Annotated in this window: 15 protein-coding genes; 6 read left to right on the top strand and 9 right to left on the bottom strand. The window is 62.2% G+C overall.

What is annotated here, in order from left to right; genetic code table 11:
• Positions 1-48: 48 nt before the first annotated feature.
• Together yjeH and PIN01S_RS10890 are read left to right on the top strand one after the other, a co-directional pair.
• On the top strand, positions 49-1,323 hold the full coding sequence (yjeH, locus tag PIN01S_RS10895) for an L-methionine/branched-chain amino acid transporter (RefSeq protein ID WP_084335686.1): 1,275 nt from the start codon (positions 49-51) through the stop codon (positions 1,321-1,323).
• Positions 1,324-1,498: 175 nt separating this feature from the next.
• Positions 1,499-2,002 carry a hypothetical protein gene (locus tag PIN01S_RS10890; protein WP_084335685.1) on the top strand — a complete coding sequence of 168 codons (504 nt, stop codon included), beginning with the start codon at positions 1,499-1,501 and terminating at the stop codon, positions 2,000-2,002.
• Positions 2,003-2,147: 145 nt separating this feature from the next.
• On the opposite strand, the gene PIN01S_RS10885 is transcribed toward PIN01S_RS10890, so the two are convergent.
• From PIN01S_RS10885 to PIN01S_RS10860, 6 genes are all read right to left on the bottom strand, one after another.
• The gene (locus tag PIN01S_RS10885) at positions 2,148-2,402 is read right to left on the bottom strand and encodes a hypothetical protein (protein WP_084335684.1); all 255 of its coding nucleotides are present in this window, start codon (positions 2,400-2,402) and stop codon (positions 2,148-2,150) included.
• A gap of 682 nt (positions 2,403-3,084) precedes the next feature.
• Complete coding sequence (locus tag PIN01S_RS10880; RefSeq protein WP_084335683.1) at positions 3,085-3,450, bottom strand: hypothetical protein; 366 nt, start codon at positions 3,448-3,450, stop codon at positions 3,085-3,087.
• The gene (locus tag PIN01S_RS10875; protein ID WP_084335682.1) at positions 3,434-3,955 is read right to left on the bottom strand and encodes a hypothetical protein; all 522 of its coding nucleotides are present in this window, start codon (positions 3,953-3,955) and stop codon (positions 3,434-3,436) included. Before PIN01S_RS10875 ends, PIN01S_RS10880 begins: the two co-directional genes overlap by 17 nt.
• Before the next feature lie 121 nt (positions 3,956-4,076).
• Positions 4,077-4,418, bottom strand: a complete 342-nt coding sequence (locus PIN01S_RS10870; protein ID WP_084335681.1) for a hypothetical protein — start codon at positions 4,416-4,418, stop codon at positions 4,077-4,079.
• 557 nt (positions 4,419-4,975) lie between these two features.
• A complete protein-coding gene (gene imm45, locus PIN01S_RS10865) occupies positions 4,976-5,296 on the bottom strand; it encodes an Imm45 family immunity protein (RefSeq protein WP_084335680.1) in 321 nt (106 codons plus the stop codon).
• Entirely contained in the window at positions 5,296-11,487 is a 6,192-nt protein-coding gene (locus tag PIN01S_RS10860) for a two-partner secretion domain-containing protein (RefSeq protein WP_084335679.1), read from the bottom strand. Before PIN01S_RS10860 ends, imm45 begins: the two co-directional genes overlap by 1 nt.
• A gap of 271 nt (positions 11,488-11,758) precedes the next feature.
• On the opposite strand from PIN01S_RS10860, the gene PIN01S_RS10855 reads away from it, so the two are divergent.
• From PIN01S_RS10855 to PIN01S_RS10845, 3 genes are all read left to right on the top strand, one after another.
• A complete protein-coding gene (locus PIN01S_RS10855) occupies positions 11,759-12,463 on the top strand; it encodes an HAD family hydrolase (protein ID WP_084335678.1) in 705 nt (234 codons plus the stop codon).
• 159 nt (positions 12,464-12,622) lie between these two features.
• On the top strand, positions 12,623-13,630 hold the full coding sequence (gene yejK / locus PIN01S_RS10850; protein WP_084335677.1) for a nucleoid-associated protein YejK: 1,008 nt from the start codon (positions 12,623-12,625) through the stop codon (positions 13,628-13,630).
• Positions 13,631-13,643: 13 nt separating this feature from the next.
• On the top strand, positions 13,644-14,471 hold the full coding sequence (locus PIN01S_RS10845; RefSeq protein WP_084335676.1) for a DUF4344 domain-containing metallopeptidase: 828 nt from the start codon (positions 13,644-13,646) through the stop codon (positions 14,469-14,471).
• Here the strand turns inward: PIN01S_RS10845 and PIN01S_RS10840 are convergent.
• Positions 14,468-15,403: a glutathione S-transferase family protein gene (locus PIN01S_RS10840; RefSeq protein WP_084335675.1), complete on the bottom strand. Its 936-nt coding sequence runs from the start codon at positions 15,401-15,403 to the stop codon at positions 14,468-14,470. The two genes, PIN01S_RS10845 and PIN01S_RS10840, sit on opposite strands and share 4 nt — an antisense overlap.
• Positions 15,404-15,464: 61 nt before the next feature.
• Entirely contained in the window at positions 15,465-15,764 is a 300-nt protein-coding gene (locus tag PIN01S_RS10835) for a GIY-YIG nuclease family protein (RefSeq protein ID WP_090257342.1), read from the bottom strand.
• A 229-nt stretch (positions 15,765-15,993) separates the two neighbouring features.
• On the opposite strand from PIN01S_RS10835, the gene PIN01S_RS10830 reads away from it, so the two are divergent.
• Entirely contained in the window at positions 15,994-16,482 is a 489-nt protein-coding gene (locus tag PIN01S_RS10830) for an asparaginase domain-containing protein (protein WP_084335673.1), read from the top strand.
• 1 nt (position 16,483) lies between these two features.
• On the opposite strand, the gene PIN01S_RS10825 is transcribed toward PIN01S_RS10830, so the two are convergent.
• A complete protein-coding gene (locus tag PIN01S_RS10825) occupies positions 16,484-16,954 on the bottom strand; it encodes a nuclear transport factor 2 family protein (RefSeq protein ID WP_084335672.1) in 471 nt (156 codons plus the stop codon).
• Positions 16,955-17,045 lie beyond the last annotated feature (91 nt).

The following is a 17,045-nucleotide window of genomic DNA, read 5'->3' as shown; positions in this document are numbered from 1 at the left end:
TCGCGCGGCCTACCATGGCGGGATGGAAAACGCCTACGAGCATACAACATGAGCCGACTCGATCAGGAACTCGGGCTGCTGCAAGGCATCGGCCTGCTCAGCACGTCATTGCTGGGCACCGGCATCTTCGTGGTACCGGCGCTGGCCGCTACCGCCGCGGGCGACGCCTCGCTCTGGGCCTGGCTGCTGTTGATCGCCCTGGTGCTGCCGGTGGCCTTCACCTTCGCCCAGCTCGGCCGCCGCTTTCCCCATGCCGGCGGCGCGCCGCACCTGATCGGCCGGGCCTTCGGCGCGCGCCTGGAACGGCTCAGCGCGCTGTTGTTCCTCGCCGTGCTGCCGGTGGGCCTGCCGGCCGCGCTGTATATCGCCAGCGGCTTCTGGGAAGCGCTGTTCGACCTCGGTCGCGGCCAGATCCTGGCCATCCATCTCGCCACCCTGGGCGCCATGCTGTGGCTCGGCCAGCGGCCGGCCAAGGCCTCGGGGCTGGTGCAGAGCCTGATCGCCCTGGCGATCATCGCCACCGTCGCCCTGGCCTGGTGGCTGGGCGACCTGCCCCGCGCCAGCCAGCCCCTGCTGCCACCGTTGGAAAGCCGGTGGCATCTGCTGCCGGCGGCGCTAGGGGTGATGTTCTGGTGCTTCGTCGGCATCGAGGCGTTCACCCACATGGGCGAAGAGTTCAAGCACCCGCAGCGCGACTTTCCGCTGGCCCTGCTGCTCGGCGTGCTGCTGGCCGGCCTGGTCTACTGGGCCTGCTCGGTGGCCGTGCTGAGCTTCGGCACCTACGGCGATGTGCGCAGCGATGCCGGCGCCCTGCCGCGCCTCTATGAACTGCTACTGGGCGAACGCGCGCGCTGGCTGGTGGCGGTGGTCGGCTACCTGGCCTGCTTCGCCTCGATCAACGTCTACGTGCAGGGCTTCGCCCGGTTGATCTGGAGCCTTGCCGACGAAGGCAAGCTGCCCGCCGCGCTGGCCCACCGCAACCGCCATGGCGTACCGGGCCGCGCCCTGCTGCTGGTGGTCCTGTGTTGCGCGCTCTGCGTCCTGCTCGCCGGGGCGTTCGACCTCTCGGTGGACGACCTGATCCGCTACGCCAACGGCAACTTCGTAGTCATCTATCTGCTCAGCATGGCTGCCGGCTGGGCCCTGCTGCGCGGCTTCTGGCGCTGGCTCGCCGGCTTCGCCACCCTCCTCTGCGCCCTGGTGCTGGCCATGCTCGGCGCCGATGCGGGCTATGTCCTGGGGTTATTCGCGGTGCTGGCGTTGCTCGATGCGGCGCGAGGGCTTCGGGCACGCAAGGCATTGAGCGGTTCGCCTCCCGTCTGATGACACGGCCTACTTGAGGAGAGCATCACGGAAGCAGAAAACAATGCGAGATGCCTTCAGTTTCACAACAGATACCCCTTAAGTGATATCAATTTGATATTGAGCCTGACGGAACGCTCCCCTAAGATCGCCCGGCCCGGCATGGGCGAGGATTCTTTACATAGGGAAGCAGTACATGAGCAAACTCCGCGTCAGATTCGCCCTGATCCCCGCAGCACTGTCCGTCTTGATCAGCGGCTGCGCCAGTATCGTCAGCGACTCGCAATACCCCGTCAGCGTTTCCAGCACCCCGGCGGGCGCCACCTTCGAAATCCGCAACCGCGCCGGCCAAGTCATTCACTCCGGCACCACTCCCGGCAGCGTCACCCTGAAATCCGGGGCGGGTTATTTCAAGGGCGAGCAATACACCCTCACCTTCCACAAGGAAGGCTTTGCCGACCAACAGACCACGCTGAACACCAGCCTGGATGGTTGGTACTGGGGCAATATCATCTTCGGCGGCCTGATCGGCATGCTGGCCGTGGACCCGGCGACCGGCGCCATGTACAAACTGCCGGAAAACGCGGCGGCGACACTCGCCCCGGTAACGGCCGAGGCCAAATCCAGCGACAGCCTCACGCTGATGACCTTGGACCAAGTACCCGAACACCTGCGCGGTCAACTGATTCCGCTCAACTGATCGCATGGCCGGGGTACACACCCCGGCGTTCTCTTGGCAAAAATGGATTCCGCAATCTATACCCACACCCTGCACTGGCAGGGTGTGGGACCTTCCCTCATTCGTCCCATCGAGGTTATCGCCGAGACTTCGTGAGGCTAATCCATCAACCGCGCCGCACCTGCTCGAACGCCGCCTCGTACAAACCCGCCGCATCGTTCAGTAACAGATGGAACGCCGCGAACACCTCGCCGTTATCCAACTGCGGCTCGTTGCAGAACAACACCAGCGCCAATTGCCGTGCGGCGTTCAGCCGCTCCTGGCCGGCTTCGAACAGTTCGTGAGCGCCGAGGCTGGCGTTGGCGTAAAGAACGGGGCTGGCGGTGGTGCTGAGGGAAGGAAGAGGACGGAAGTCAGGCATGGCGGGCCTCCAGAAAGCAGAGGCAGGAAGAAACGCGGAAAAACAATGTGAGCATCGATAGGGCTCCTTCGTGAACGAGAAACCACCATCCAGCCGTTTCTGACGCGGTTGGAGGCGGACCGCACGGGGGTCAGAAACCGGCCCACGAAGGACAGCCGGCCAGGCCGAAGCCTGCCCCGCGCGGCCCGCCATAGAAATGCGGTAGCCAGACACAAAAAATAGCGCCGGCTACTCAGCTATGGCGCTACCGCGCCTTCGTGTGGAATCGGGTTCTGACGCCCGGCCACGGGATTGACCGTGACGGGCGGACTCTAGCGGCTAGGGGGAGAGGAGGCAAGCGGGCAAAAGAGAATGAAGGAAAAACGTGAGGAGGTTCAGGAAGAGCATGGACTTAATTGCTTAACAAATCTTTGGTCGCAAGTTTCATTTGCACCTCATAGCTCGCAGATTTAAAAGCATCAATTGAATATTCGCGTATCAAAAGCTGCCAAATCATCAAAATATAGGGAGGCCTCTGTTATCGAATACGCCCCCCGTTACCGGATGGCACTGCCCTGCAAGATGCACATTTCGGCCATCGACTGGCGGGACCGTAGTGAAAAGAACATTGTCGTGCCCATAAGTAGACTCAAGCTTATTTCTGGTGGTTTGCGGATTGTACGGAGTCTCACCTTTGCTTCAATTACCCAAAGCGTTTATTCAGATACTCTCTATATCTTTCAGGGGAGGAACTCACAAGTTCAGATACATCCATCTTCTTGGCAGAATATTCATCGATCACTGCCTCAACAAAATAATACTGTTCTCTTGGAAGTTTGCTCAAGGCATCATTATTAGACTTTAAAAATCCGACCATTTCCTTAGAAGACATGATTCGCGACATGTAACGCGCCACTTCCTCATATGCAGATATATAAAGATCATTCTCAACCACCCCCTGAATTCCATTGAATTCTTCCAAAATTTCAGCAAGCCGCTCTTCAGAGAAAAGGTGCAATGACAGAATCCATTTAATAAATCCTAAAAAGGCATCAGCGCTTGAGAGCATCATTCAAATCCTTCAATAGTTCACGCGCATAATCAACGTCTCTCTTGCTATATGGATAAGACCCTGGAGGCTGATTATCTGCTTTTCTAACAAAGTTATTCAGTCGAGCCTGCATCTCTTTGACTTTTTGTTCATGCGTAGCTTCAGATAATAAATTCCCTGTTTGCTTCTCATACCTTAATGCATCTGCTACACCACCATTACCCACACGCGCACCAGTTTTATCCTTTCCGAAGTAAGAAGTGAGTATTTTCTCCAACTGGGGGCTATCAGCCGGTCTATACATAGGACCAAAGCCACCAGTGAATTCTTTCGCCCCAACCACCCCCGGCTTACTCACCAGCGTCTGGTTAGCCAGCCGGATCTGCTCCGTCAGTTTAGCCTGCGCATTCAGCTTGAACGGAGCCAGTTCCTCCGCTGACGGCGCCTTGCCGGCCAGCAGGCCGTCCAGTTTGTCGGCGACTTTGGTCAGTTCCGTGGGAATCGCGGCGCCTGCCTTGCGCATGGCGGCGAAAAACCCTGGCCAGTTTGGTTCCCCCAGGTGGCGCTGACCAGATGTGCGTATTAACTTTCTGCGTTGAGATTTTAAGTAAACGGAAAACTAGCTGCTATGATTGAGCTTCTTGCTAGAAAGAGTCATTGCAAAACATCTCAATGTCGTCCAGCGCGTCTTCAATCTGACCTGAAATGGCATGATCCTTCAGATGTTTGCGAAGAGAACTGATTACCTTCTCTTTATCAAGTTGATGATGAATTCTCGCCACATGTCCAAGGCAAGTCGCTGCAAGGCCTCTGATGTTTGAATCATTAAACTCAAGAAAATCTAAGCACTTATCTTGCACCCATCTCCAGTCTGACTCATAAAACGCGGCGGAAATCAACATATCACAAATGCGTTTTGCTTCTCCCGAAGAAAAGGCATCCTCAGCAAGCTCTCTATTGAATTGCTGAGGAAATTTATCATTCATTGGTCGACCTCTTTAATAATAATTTTCCCTTTACGATCAGCCAAGCCTGCTTTCGGTAACGCTTTTTGCATGTCTGGGTGTAAATCTTTTTCTCGCTTTGGCAGCATGCTTTGGAAAGCCAGTGATATTCAGGTCATCCATTGGCAAGAAAACTCTGGGTTGCTTTGGAAGACATGCCGCAAGTGGTTCGTAACAAAACACTGCACACTCGGCCAGCGAATTAGCCCTTGCACTTCTAGGCTGAAACTGAATATCAACCGTGGAAGCCGGACAGAGGCCCATGGAACCCTCTGTCCGGCTCATTAATCAACTTGGTTTTAAAGAACGGTATATTGGGGGAGACAGTGGGAAAGGTGTCGCACTCTGCTTCCGCATCCGCCCCTCCAATAAGCGGCCATCAGAAAATCAGGTAAACATACGAGCCGCGCCAAGCGCTTACGTCACAGCACCTGCCCTCCTGTTCGGCTCGCAAGGATCATCAGCTTACTTTTTGGTGGCCGCTTAAGAATATTGCCTTTGCTATTGCTTACACTAACTTTTGTATTTGAATCGTTCCATCATGCTTCATATCTGTCTATGAAAAGAACCTCTGCAACATTGCAGTCTGGGTAAACCCATTTCTCCCAGTTGGATACAAGCCAATCCTTTCTTACTCCTCCTCCCTCGGCAGATGAACACTCTTGGGGAAGTCGAACCAGAATCAATCCAGCTTTATATCCAGAAGTAACAATCAATCCGTACGGCCTATCTTCATCTTGGGTTTCATAAATCATGAAATCCACAACTTTTTCATAAGGAAACTTTCCTGGCAGCCTAAGTACATTCCCATGCCAAATTAAATTTTCTTTCAGGTCAATTAATCTTGCCATGCTAGCCATTACTTTACCTTTAGATCGTGACCGCCGCTCTTGTCGGCAGGTTTTGTCTGCTTAAAATCAAAGTCAACCTCGCCGAGGTGCTTTCCATTTTTAGAGTTAATTACCTCAAAGCGACCATGTTGTGTATCCACAGCGTACAGGTTTCCATCATTTGCCCTATAGACATCGCGCCCGTTAAGCCTGGACAGTTTGCTATCTTTCACCATTCCGTTGGCTATCGTCACACTAGCTACCACTGCTTTAATTTGAGCAACTCTTTCTCCCGGAGGAAGAGTGGATAAGCTTTTTTCAAACTGAGCGACAGTTTTGTTTCCTAGTATGGCCGATGAGCTATTGGATTTTGCACCAACCGAAACTCCCGGCTTAACCCCTCCCACACCGCTCGCGATGATCTGAGCTCCGGTCGCCATGGCACTAGCAGCTGGACCATCACGCTGAGCGACAATGCTGCTGGTGATGATGTCCTGCGCCATTTGGTTGCTGCCGGGTACCAGCCAGCCAATGACGCTCGCGGTATTTCCATCTCCGCTTCGGCGAAGCTTATCGGCCAGTGCCTGAATTTTAGGCGCATCAGCCTGTAGTTGTGCAGAGAGAGTCTCACAGCTCGTTATGTCTTGCTGGCATGTGGCAGCCAGCTCTTGATTCCGCTGTTCATCCAACTCCGCATAGCGTGCCCTAACATCATCCCGGCATGCCGGTGTCGAGCATTTTTTCTGCTCCTCCAGCATATCCAGCACTTCCTGGTGCAGTAGGTAGTTGTACTGGGTGGCATTCGCTGTCACCGCCGCCGCCGATTCGGCATCGCCTCCGGTCAGAACAGCCGCCAGTACGCCGATCAGTTGCGAGCTGGCCATCAGGTTGGCCACGCCTTGGCGGTATTCCGCGCTGTTCGGGTCCTTGCCTTGGGGCAAGAGCTTCTCGCCCAGGTAGTCCACCAGGGCTTCGTTGGCGCCGGCAGCCAGGGCGCCGGTGCGGAAGTCGCCGCCCGAGGCTTCCGCCAGTAGGCCACCGAGGGCCGCATGCAGGATGAGTTTCTGTGGGCTGCCCTTCGGGACGTAGTCGCCGATGGCATCCGCGCCGATGGCGCCGGCAATCGCCACCGCGTTGCCGACCGCGGCGTCGCCGAGGTTGTCCTTGAAGCTGCCGCCGTAGACCGCCGTCTTGATGCCCGCATCGACGACCGTCTTCGTCGCCACCTGGCCGACGCTGCTCCAGTTCATGCCGAGTTCGGCCGGGTTGTATTGCACGAGCCCCGCCGTTGCGGCACTGACCACGTACCCCTTCATCGCATTCGAGGAGGTGACGTCCTTGGCCACTGCGCCGAGATTGCCCCGGTTGTTGATGGTGCTCACCGTGGCTTGGGTGGCCACGCTCACGGTGACGGCTTGCCCCACGGCTCCCAGGCCGGCGGCCATCGGCCCGATGATGGCGGCCATCACGATGGCGATGATCAGCTGCGCCCCGGCACCCAGGCCCGAGTGGCTGTACTTGAACGACTCGTGAATCTCCTTCACCCGCCGCCAGTCCACATCGCCACGGGCTTCGGCCTGTTTTAGCCAGGCCAGTTGCGGGTCGGCCTTCACCATGGCATCGATGGTCTGGCTGACGGTCTGCTGGTTGACCTGCTTGATGTCGATGCGGATGCCTTCGGCAGCCTTGACGATCAGCGCGCCCTGGGCGATCAGTTCGGATTGGCGCAGGGTCTCGTCCGTGTTGCCCTTGCCCTTCGTCGCGTTCCAGGCCCAGCTGCTCCTGCTCTTCTCGTGGACTTGCTGCTCGCTGTCCTTCACGCCTTCGAAGACGATGGCGCTGCCGCTGTCCAGGGTCAGGTCGGCACCGCTTTGCAGGTGGGTGGCTTGGTAGGTCTGGTCGCCTTCGCTGGCGAGGGTGAGGTCGTCGCCGCTGACGATCTCGCTGCCGACCTGGGTGGTGCGGGTGATTTGGTCCTTGCGCGACGCCTTGCTGCCCCAGGCGCCTTTTTTCTTTTTTTCGTCGAGGCGGTGGTCGAGGTTTTCCGCCGCCAGCAGGCCGAGGTCGTGCTGGGCGTAGAGGTAGGCTTCGCCGCCCGCGTCCAGGCGGCTGGCGATGACGGTGAGGTCGTTGCCGGCCTTCACGTCCAGATCATCGCCGGCTTCGATTGCCGCCGCCTGCTGGGTTATCCGGCTGCGTTCCATATCGACTTTTTTGTGCCGGCTTTTGCGGTGGGCTTCGACGTGGCTTTCGTTGGCTGCCGCTGCGATGAGCACGTCGCCGCCTGCTTCGAGGCCGACATCGCCGTCGGCCTTGACCTTGCTGGCGCTTACCGCCAGGTCGTTGCCGGCTTGGGCGCTCAGGTCGCGGCCCGCGCGGATGTCCGAGCCGTGCTGTTCGATGCGCTCGACCCGGCTGTTGCGCTTGCGCGCCTGGAGGGCGGTGCGGTCGTGTTCTTCGGCGGCGACGATCAGCAGATCGCGGCCGGCGTCCAATCGCAGGTCGCGCCCGGCCGTGACGGCGCTGCCGATATTCCGGATATCGCGGCCTGCGCCCAGCGTCAGGTCATTCGCGGCTTCGATGCGCGCGGCGCTGTCGGCGAAGTCTTCGCGGTGGTTGTAGCCGCGCTCGGTCGAGGCGTGGGTGGTGACGCTGCGTTCGTTGAGAATGTCGCCAGTCAGGGCGATGGCCGACACGTCGCGCCCGGCGATGATCCCGCCCTGGGCGTTGCGGATGCTGTCGGTGGCCAGCAGTTGCAGGTGTTCGTCGGCCTGCATCAGGCCGCTGTTGCCGAGGTTCTGCCCGGTGATGTCCAGGTTGCGGCGGGCGCGCAGGGTGCCGCTGTTGTGGAGGTCGCCGCCGCTGATCAGGGCCACGTCACGGGCCTGGATCAAGGCGCCGGTGGGGGCCAGGCGGCCCTTGGCCTGGGCCAGGTAGAGCACTGGGACCAGTACCTTCTCGCCCAGCACTTCGCGCTCTTCCAGCCAGACGATGTCGTGGGTCAGCGCCGCCACCTGCTCGGCGGTCAGGGTGATTCCCACGCTGAGGTTGAGCGCCTCTTTGCTGGCGATGGCGTTGTCCATCAGGTAGCGGAACAGCGCTTCGTCGGAGGTCAGCCCATCGAGGAAGCGCTGGCCGGTGCGGGCGACGAGGGCTTCGCGGATCAGGCGCTGCTCGTAGAAGCCGTCGCCCAGGCGCTTCTGCGTCCTGTCGATGTCGTAGCCCAGCTTGTCCAGCAGGTAGTCGGAGTTGAGGAACCGCTTGAGGCGGGTCAGCGCCGGGTGGGTTTCGATCAGGTATTGGTGCGAAGCAGCCGGACGGGTGGGCAGGTTGAGCCCCGCTAACGCCAGCGGGTCGATGCGCTGCTGACGCAGGTCGGCCGGCAGTTGCGCGTTGATGCCGACCGGGGTGGAAAAGCGCGAGCCGTCCGTGGCAGCGCCACGGCTGCCACCGGCCACGTAGGTGAAGTGCGGGCGGATCACGCCGTTGTCGATCCGTTCGCTGGCCGTGAGGCCGATAGTGTCACCGGCCTGGATGATGCCGGCGTAGGTTTGGTCCCCCGACGCCAGGGGCGTTAGGGTGCGGAAACGCGTCTGCTCCGACTCCATCCGGCCGATGAAGTGGCTCAGTGCGCTTTCCAGTCCGCCGATGTTATCCGGGTTGTAGCCGGGGCTCCGGTACCAGTAGCGCGCCGTGAAACGTTCGGCTTCGTCCTGCCAGGAGTCGATGTGGCGTGTGCGTTCGGATAGGAAGACGCGGCGGGTTTCGATCTCCCCGGTTTCCACGCCGTGGTTTTCCAACCGCTTCAACGTGCCGGCGATGGTGCCGCCGGCACTGATCCGGCTGCTGTGGTTGTTCAGTTCGTCCCCGTCCAGCGACAGGTTGCCGCCGGCCTGGAGGTTGGACGCCGCGCTGGCCTCGGTCACCGCCAGTTTGTCGCGCTCGACGATTTCCCACACGCCGTTGCGCTTGCCACTGCAGTCGCCGGCACCATAGGCGCCGCTGCACGGCAGTTCGGTGATCCGGGCGGTGTACTTGCCGGCATCGTCGATGACCAGAACCGCGCGCGTGTTGTTGATCACCGCGGCCTTGAGGCTGAAGTCGCCGGTGCTTTCCAGGGTGCCCGAGAGGTTGTCGAGACGCGCCGCCCGGTTGCCTTGGTCATCCTTGGCCAGGTCGATGGCGCCCAGGCTGAAGACGTCCGCCAGGCGATTGGTGAAGGTGTCGACCCGCAGCGTCATGTCGGCGCCGCTGAAGATCAGGCCGTTTTCGTTGACCAGCGTGGGAACGTACAAGGTCAGCGCTTTACCGCTGCCCAGGGTGCCGTGGTTGGTCAGGGTGCCGGTCAGGCTGAGCGTGCCGAGGCCGCCGCCCAGGGTGAGGCTGAAGGCGCCGTCGCTGGCCAGCAGGCCATTGTTGACCCAGGTGTTGCCGGTCCCGGTGAAGGACTGGCTGGCCAGCAGTTGGCCGCTGGCGGTCTGGGTGAACGTGCCGATGGCGAGGCTGAGTGTCCGCGCCTGGATCAGGCTGCCGTTGGTCCAGCTATCGGCCTCCAGGTGCAGGTCGCTGCCGGTGATGAAGCGCCCGCCCGCCTGGCCCAGGTTGGCCAGCGAGAGGGAGAAACCCTGGCTGCCGAAATGGCGGACTATCCCGTCCAGGTTGTTCAGGCTCTCGCTGCTCAGGCTGAACGCGGCGTTGCCGATTTCCACCAGGCCTTTGCCGTTATCGAAGCGGCCACCGATGACGAAGCGACTGATCCCGCGCTCGCCCAACGCCCGCAGGGTGCCCTGGGCATTGGTGAGACGGCCGGCGCGCACGGCCAGGGTGGTGTCGGACTCGATCAGCCCGGCGTCGTTGCTCAAGGCATTGGCGAGGGTGAAGTCGACCGCCTGCGCCGCCATCTTGCCGTTGCGGTTGTCCAGGCTGCCGGCATCCACGTTCAGCGTCCCGCCGCTGAACACCTGGCCCTGCCGGTTATCCAATGCGCCGCCGTTCAGCGTGGCGCCGGCCTGGCCGCTCAAGGTCCCGCCCTGGTTGTCCAGGGTCTGCGTACCCGTCACCGTCAGTTGCCGGCTGGCGATCACCGTGCCGCTGTTGCGCACGTTCTGGCCGGTCAGGCTGACATCGCCTTGGGCGTTGCGCGTGTTGTCCGGGTTGACGCCCGCTTCGATCACGCCTTGGTTGGTCACCTGGGCGCCGTCCAGGCTCACCGTCTCGCCCGCCGCCAGGCTCTTGCGGTTGACGACCTCACCCTCGGCCTCGACCGAAGCGGTGCGGCCGGCGTAGGCGGTGTCGGTCAGCTCGATCTTCTCGGCTTCGAGACGCAGGTCCCGGCTGGCCCCCGCCCGCGCCAGGGTCAGCTGGCCGCTGGCGAGGTCGATATGGATATCCCCGCCACTGGCAGCCATGTCCCCAGCCAGCTTCACCCCCACCCCGGCCTCGGTGCCGACCAGGCGGATCGCCCCGGCATACATGCCGCCCAGCGCCGAGCTGTCGATGGCCAGGGCCGGTTTGTCGCTGCCGTCGTCGGTCTTGGCGGTGACGCTGAGGTCGCTGGCCTTGACCTCGTTGCGCCCGGTGATGACGTTGAGCTGCTTGGCGTGCAGCTCGGCGTTGAGCCTGGCGCTGCGGGTGATCAGGTCGAACTGGTCGATGTTGCTGGCGTTGAGGCCGGCGCCTTCGATGACGATCTCGCCGCCGTCGACGCTGAAACGGTCCAGCCGGCCGTTCTCGACGATGGGTTTGCCGGTGCTGAAGGTAACCCGCGGCGTATTGAGAAAGCCGCAGCCGTCGCAGCGAATGCCGTGGGGGTTGGCGACGATGACATGGGCGGATTTGCCCGCCACTTCGGTGTAGCCCTTGAGCTGGCTGGGGTTGCCGCCGGTGACTTCGTTGAGGATCAGCCCCGCCGCCTGGCCCTGGAGATTCGCGTTGCCGAGGATGATGCCGCCGAGCTGGGTGCTTTGCGTGGCGCTGGTGGCGTTGTTGAGGATCAGGCCCTGCTGGCCGACGTTCAATTCCGAGAATTTGTTGTGCGAGAGGCCGTTGCCGTTGGGCTTGGCGATGTTGACCACCGGCACGCCGTTGCCCGCCTGAGTCAGCGTGGCGCCGCTGCCCGCCGCCACCGCCAGGTCCGCCGCGGTGACGACGAGGGGGTTGAGGAACAGTACGCCGCTGAGAACCAGGGCGATGGTCTGGAAGAAGGGGCTGCGGACGTCCATGTGGGCGCTCTTCTGGAATCGACGAGCGCGGGATTCTCGGAAGGGCGGGTGGGTAAAACAAGCGCAAAGAGCTACTAGAGGATGGGTGTTTCTGCTTTTGCTGGCGATCTCTCGGAGAGTTGGTGACCAACCGCAAAACACCGATACCCTGTCTCATCATCGCTCCGCCCGTTATGCTCGGTACCGGCATCCGGCCTTCGAACGAATCCCGACGTACCGAGGTCCATTGCCTGCCCCATCGTCCGCATCACACCGCCCGAGGCCTGCGCCCATGACCCGAACGCCCCATGTCGACCTGCTGATCTGCGATTGCGATGGCGTACTGATCGATAGCGAAATCGTTTCCGGCCGCGTGCTGCGCGAGGCCTTGTTGCAACTGGCGCCGTCGGAGCAGGAGCTGGATGTGCTGCTCAACGGCACTTTCGGCCTGCAGAGCCGGGACATCATTGCCCGGGTCGCCGCGCATTTCGGCCTCGATATCCCCGTGGATTTCCACGCGCGCCACCTCGAACTGAGCGAGGCGACCATCCATGCCGAAGCCCAGGCGATTCCCGGTGTGCGCGAGGCGCTGTATGCCATCGACTTGCCATTGGCGGTGGCATCCAACAGCCGCTACGACTCGGTCCGCCATGCCTTGCGCCGCAGCGGGCTGACCGAGCGGGTGGACGTGGGCATCTTCAGCGCCGACCGGGTGGAGCGGCCGAAGCCGGCGCCGGATGTCTATCTGCTGGCTGCCCGCACCGCCGGGGTCGCGCCGCAGCGTTGCCTGGTGGTGGAGGACAGCACCACCGGCGTCACCGCCGCGCTGACCGCCGGCATGCGGGTGATCGGTTTCCTTGGTGCCGGCCACATCCCGCCGGAGCATGGCGAAGTGTTGCGTGAACTGGGCGTCGAGCATCTGTTGCACGACATGCGCGAGTTGCCGGCGCTGGTAGAGCGGCTGCGCTATGCCGCTCCGGCCGATGCCTTGCCTTGATTCCGATACACTCAGGCCACCCCAGCCCCTCCCGCTTGGATTAAACTCCTCCGGCCCGACCGCATATCGCCGCTGTCGGGTCCGTTTTCTTCGCGTCCGCCGCGGCTGGCGCTGTTCCGACGCCCTTCGCGTCGCCGTGAACCCGAGTGATTGCACGACATGCCGATACGCCATTGCATCGTCCACCTGATCGAGAAGAAGCCCGATGGCAGCCCCGCCGTGCTGCATGCCCGCGATTCGGAGCTGGGCGAATCCCAGGCCATCGAGAACCTGCTCGCCGACCTCAACGAGAGCTACAACGCCAAGCAGGGCAAGGCCTGGGGTTTCTTTCACGAGGAATCCGGCGCCTATCCGTTCAGCGGCTGGCTGAACCAGTACCTGGAAGGCGCGCAGGATTTCACCGCGTTCAGCCGCCAGGCCGTGGAACACCTGCAGAAGCTGATGGAAGAGTCCAACCTGTCCACCGGCGGCCATGTGCTGTTCGCCCACTACCAGCAGGGCATGACCGATTACCTGGCGATTGCCCTGCTGCACCACAGTGAAGGCGTGGCGGTGACCGACTCGCTGGACGTCGCCCCGGCCAAGCACCTCGACCTCGGCCAGTTGCATCTGGCGGCGCGCATCAACATTTCCGAGTGGCGCAACAACAAGCAGTCCAAGCAGTACATCTCCTTCATCAAGGGCAAGAACGGCAAGAAGGTGTCGGACTACTTCCGCGACTTCATCGGTTGCCAGGAAGGCGTGGACGCGCCGAGCGAAACCCGCACCCTGCTCAAGGCATTCAGCGATTTCGTCGAGAGCGAGGACCTGCCCGAAGAACAGGCCCGGGAAAAGACCGATACCCTGGTGGACTACGCCACCACCCAGGCCAAGCTGGGTGAGCCGATGACCCTGGAAGAGCTGTCCGGGCTGATCGACGAGGAGCGTCCACGGGCCTTCTACGAGCACATCCGCAACAAGGATTACGGTCTGTCGCCGGAGATTCCGCCGGACAAGCGCACGCTGAGCCAGTTCCGCCGCTTCACCGGGCGCGCCGAAGGGTTGTCGATCAGCTTCGAGGCGCATCTGCTCGGCTCGAAGATCGAGTATGACGAGACGCAGGACACGCTGATCATCCGCAACCTGCCGACCCAGCTGCGCGACCAGCTCAAGCGGCGCAAGGACTGAGCCGAACGCCCGCATGCGCGCCCTCATTGCCTTGATCTTCCTAATGCCGGCGCTGGCATTCGCCAGCCCGGCACAGACGATGACACCGCAAGAGCTCCGCTTCGTCACCGCCAATGCCGAGTTCACGCTGTTTCACGAAATGGGGCACCTGCTGATCAACGAGCTGCGCCTGCCGGTGCTCGGCCGCGAGGAGGACGCCGCCGATCAGTTGGGTTTCATGGGGCTGTTCCTGATCGACGAACGCCAGCGCGAGGCCGACTTCCCCGAACGGATGCTGGACATCGCCGACTACTGGCGGGTGGAGTGGCAGCGGCCGAAACGGCCGGACGAGGAAATCCGGGAATGGGACAGCCACGCCCTGGACGCCCAGCGCTTCTACAACATCGCCTGCCTGGCCTACGGCAGCGATCCGGTGCGCCTGGAGTGGATGATCCAAGCCACCGGCCTGCCGGACGAGCGCGCCTTCTTCTGCCCCGACGAATACCAGCAGGCCCGCCATGCGGTGAACTGGTTCCAGGAGCATTTCCGCCGCCCGCCGGAAGAGCCGGTGCGTCATCGCATCCAGGTGGTCTACGACCCGCCGCCGCCCAGCCTGGACGATGGCGAAGAACTGCTGGCCAGGGTGCGGGCCAGCGGTGAGCTGGAGAAGGTCGCCGAAAAGGCCAGCACCAGCTTCCCGCTGCCCCGCGACCTGACCCTGCGGCTGACCAGTTGCGGCGCGCCGGATGCCTGGTACAACCGCATCAGCGGCGAGCTGACGCTCTGCTACGAACGCATCGCCTACTTCCGCGAACTGGCGGCACGGGTGCCGAGGCTGCACCCGGCCGCCAGCTCCCGTTAACGGGCCTCGATCCGGAAGCCCATACGCGGGAAATGCACGTGCACCATGCCCGCGCGCTCGTCTTCGCGGCGCAGGACCAGCTCCTCGCTGCCGGCGAACAGCAGCTCGCCCTCCACCGGGTCGACGCCGTAATCGATCGCGGCGATGGCCACGCGCTGGCCGATCTCGAAGCCATTGGGTTCGTCCAGTTGCTCCTGCGGCAGCGCGGCCGGGGTCGCCGCACGAGCGATTTCGATGGCGTCCGCCGAGGCCATTTCACTGTGCGAGCCATGACCGAACCCGAGCACCCGGCCGAGCCAGGCGGCTACGGCGGGATAGGCATCCACCAGCGGGGCGGTGATCGGCGTGCCTTTGAGGAACCACAGCGAATGCGCCAGGGAAATGTCGGCCAAAGACGGTTCGCCGAACAGGAAGTCACCGGCCTCCCGCGACAGTTGTTGCTCGACTCGGGCCATGATCGTAGGCCACTGGTGCTTGGCCTGTTCCAACGGCAGGCGGCTGGTGCTACCACCGCTGAACAGCCCGGCGCGGTCGGCGAGAAAGCCCTTGATCGCCTCCGGCGGCAGCTTGCCGAAGCGCAGGGCGATGGATTCCGGCTGGAACACCAGGCTCACCGCATGCTGGAACACCAGCGAGTCGGCCCATTGGGCAACGGTGGCGACATTGAACTCCTGCCCTTCCGGGAACAGTGCCGGGGTCGCCTTCTCCGCCTCCAGGCGACGGGCGATCAGCGCGGTGTCGCAGTAGATATCGGCGCCCACCTGCAACACGGGAGTCTTGCGGTAGCCGCCGGTCAGCGCGGTGAGATCGGGCTTGGGCATCACCGGCGGGATCAGCACCGAACGCCAGGACAACTGCTTGAAGCCCAGCATCAGGCGGGCCTTTTCGGCGAACGGCGAGGTCGGGTAGTGGTGCAGGATCAGCTCGTGCATGGCGGGACTCCGCAGTGAAAGAGCCCCAGCTTAACCGTCGGACCGCCGTCGGCCTACCCGTTCAGCCTGATACAGGACTATCAGCCAGGGCCATGACGCCAGCGGCCAGCACCAGGGCTTCCTTGGCCCTCTTCGACAGTTGCTTGATCGCCCGCTCGCGGCGCAACGCATCGCCCTTGTCGGCGCAGGCCTCGACATAGACCAGCGCCTGGGCCGGGCTGGAATGGAAGAAACGCGCGCCCTTGCCGCTGCGGTGCTGCTCGAAGCGCCGCAGCGGGTCGTCGCTGATGCCGCAATACAGCGCACCGTTCTCGGCCCGCACCAGATAGGCGAACCAGGGTTTGGGCGGCGCGGCGGTCAACGAGGCGCCCTCATCGTCGGAACCCGCGGTGCCTTCTTCGTGTCGGACATCGTCTTCAATCGGAACGCCAAGCTGCTCTTGCACGAAGAGCCGGGAATGGCCAGGGAGAAACCGGCCGGCAACTGAACCAGGGTGATCATGTAGCGCATCCTGCATGGAGTCGCCGGCGAGCTTAGGCAATAATCCGCGGCACGGCCACAAGCCGCTATCTGGGAAATGGGAGCCTCACATGAATATTCAGATCTTCACCACCGGCGGCACCTTCGACAAGGTGTATTACGACGCCCTCTCCGACTTCAAGATCGGCGATCCCATGGCACCGCAGATTCTCCAGGAAGCCGGCGTGACGTTCGACTTCCAGGTGGAGAGCCTGCTGAAAAAGGACAGCCTGGAGCTGACCGACGAAGACCGCGCCCTGATCCGCGAGAAAGTCGCCGCCTGCCCGGCCAAGCACATCTTGATCACCCACGGCACCGACACCATGACCAACACGGCCGAAGTGCTCAAGGACATTCCCGGCAAGGTGATCCTCTTCACCGGCGCCATGCAGCCGGCCCGCATGCGCCTGACCGACGCCCCGTTCAACCTCGGCGTGGCCATCGGCGCCCTGCAGTGCCTGCCCGACGGTATCTACGTGGCCATGAGCGGCCGCATCTTCGAGGCCGGCAAGGTGAAGAAGAACCGCGCCGCCGGCCGTTTCGAAGCCAGCGCCGACTGAGTCAGCGCCCCGCCTTGAACGCCGCCAGACCTTGTTGGGCCTGGCGGCGGATCGCCGCCTGAACCGGCGGCAACCAGCCCAGCAGCCAACCTTTCAGCCCCAGCGCCTGCCGCGCCCATCCCCACAAATCGAAACTGTCGCGGTGTTCGACGATCTTGCCGTCGCGAAACACGAAGCGCGCCTGGATGCGATTCACCACCGGCCGCCCCGTCGCCGCGAAGGTGTAGCGCGCCACCCAGCGGGCACTGCCCTGGCGGTCGTCCGCCTGCACATCTTCGAAGCTCAGCGAGAACCCCTTCGCCCGGCGCGTCAGCATCCGCCACATATCACCGGCATCCCGGCCACGCAGGTCCTGGAACACCGGATCGCTGAAATGCACGTCCTGGTCATAGCAGGCCGCCATAGCATCGGCGTCCAGACGCTGGAAAGCCTGGTAGAAACGGATGATCAGTTCAGCGTTGGGATGGGACATGGCGGTATTCCTTCAGTGACGATGGCGCGCATTCTGACCGCCGAAAGGCTGGATCGCGATTGGCGCTATCGACAGCTTTGTGGCCATAATC

Source organism: Pseudomonas indica NBRC 103045, from assembly GCF_002091635.1.
Taxonomy (GTDB): domain Bacteria; phylum Pseudomonadota; class Gammaproteobacteria; order Pseudomonadales; family Pseudomonadaceae; genus Pseudomonas_M; species Pseudomonas_M indica.
Note: the sequence above shows the minus strand (reverse complement) of the source record. Positions and strands in the feature narration are given on the sequence as shown.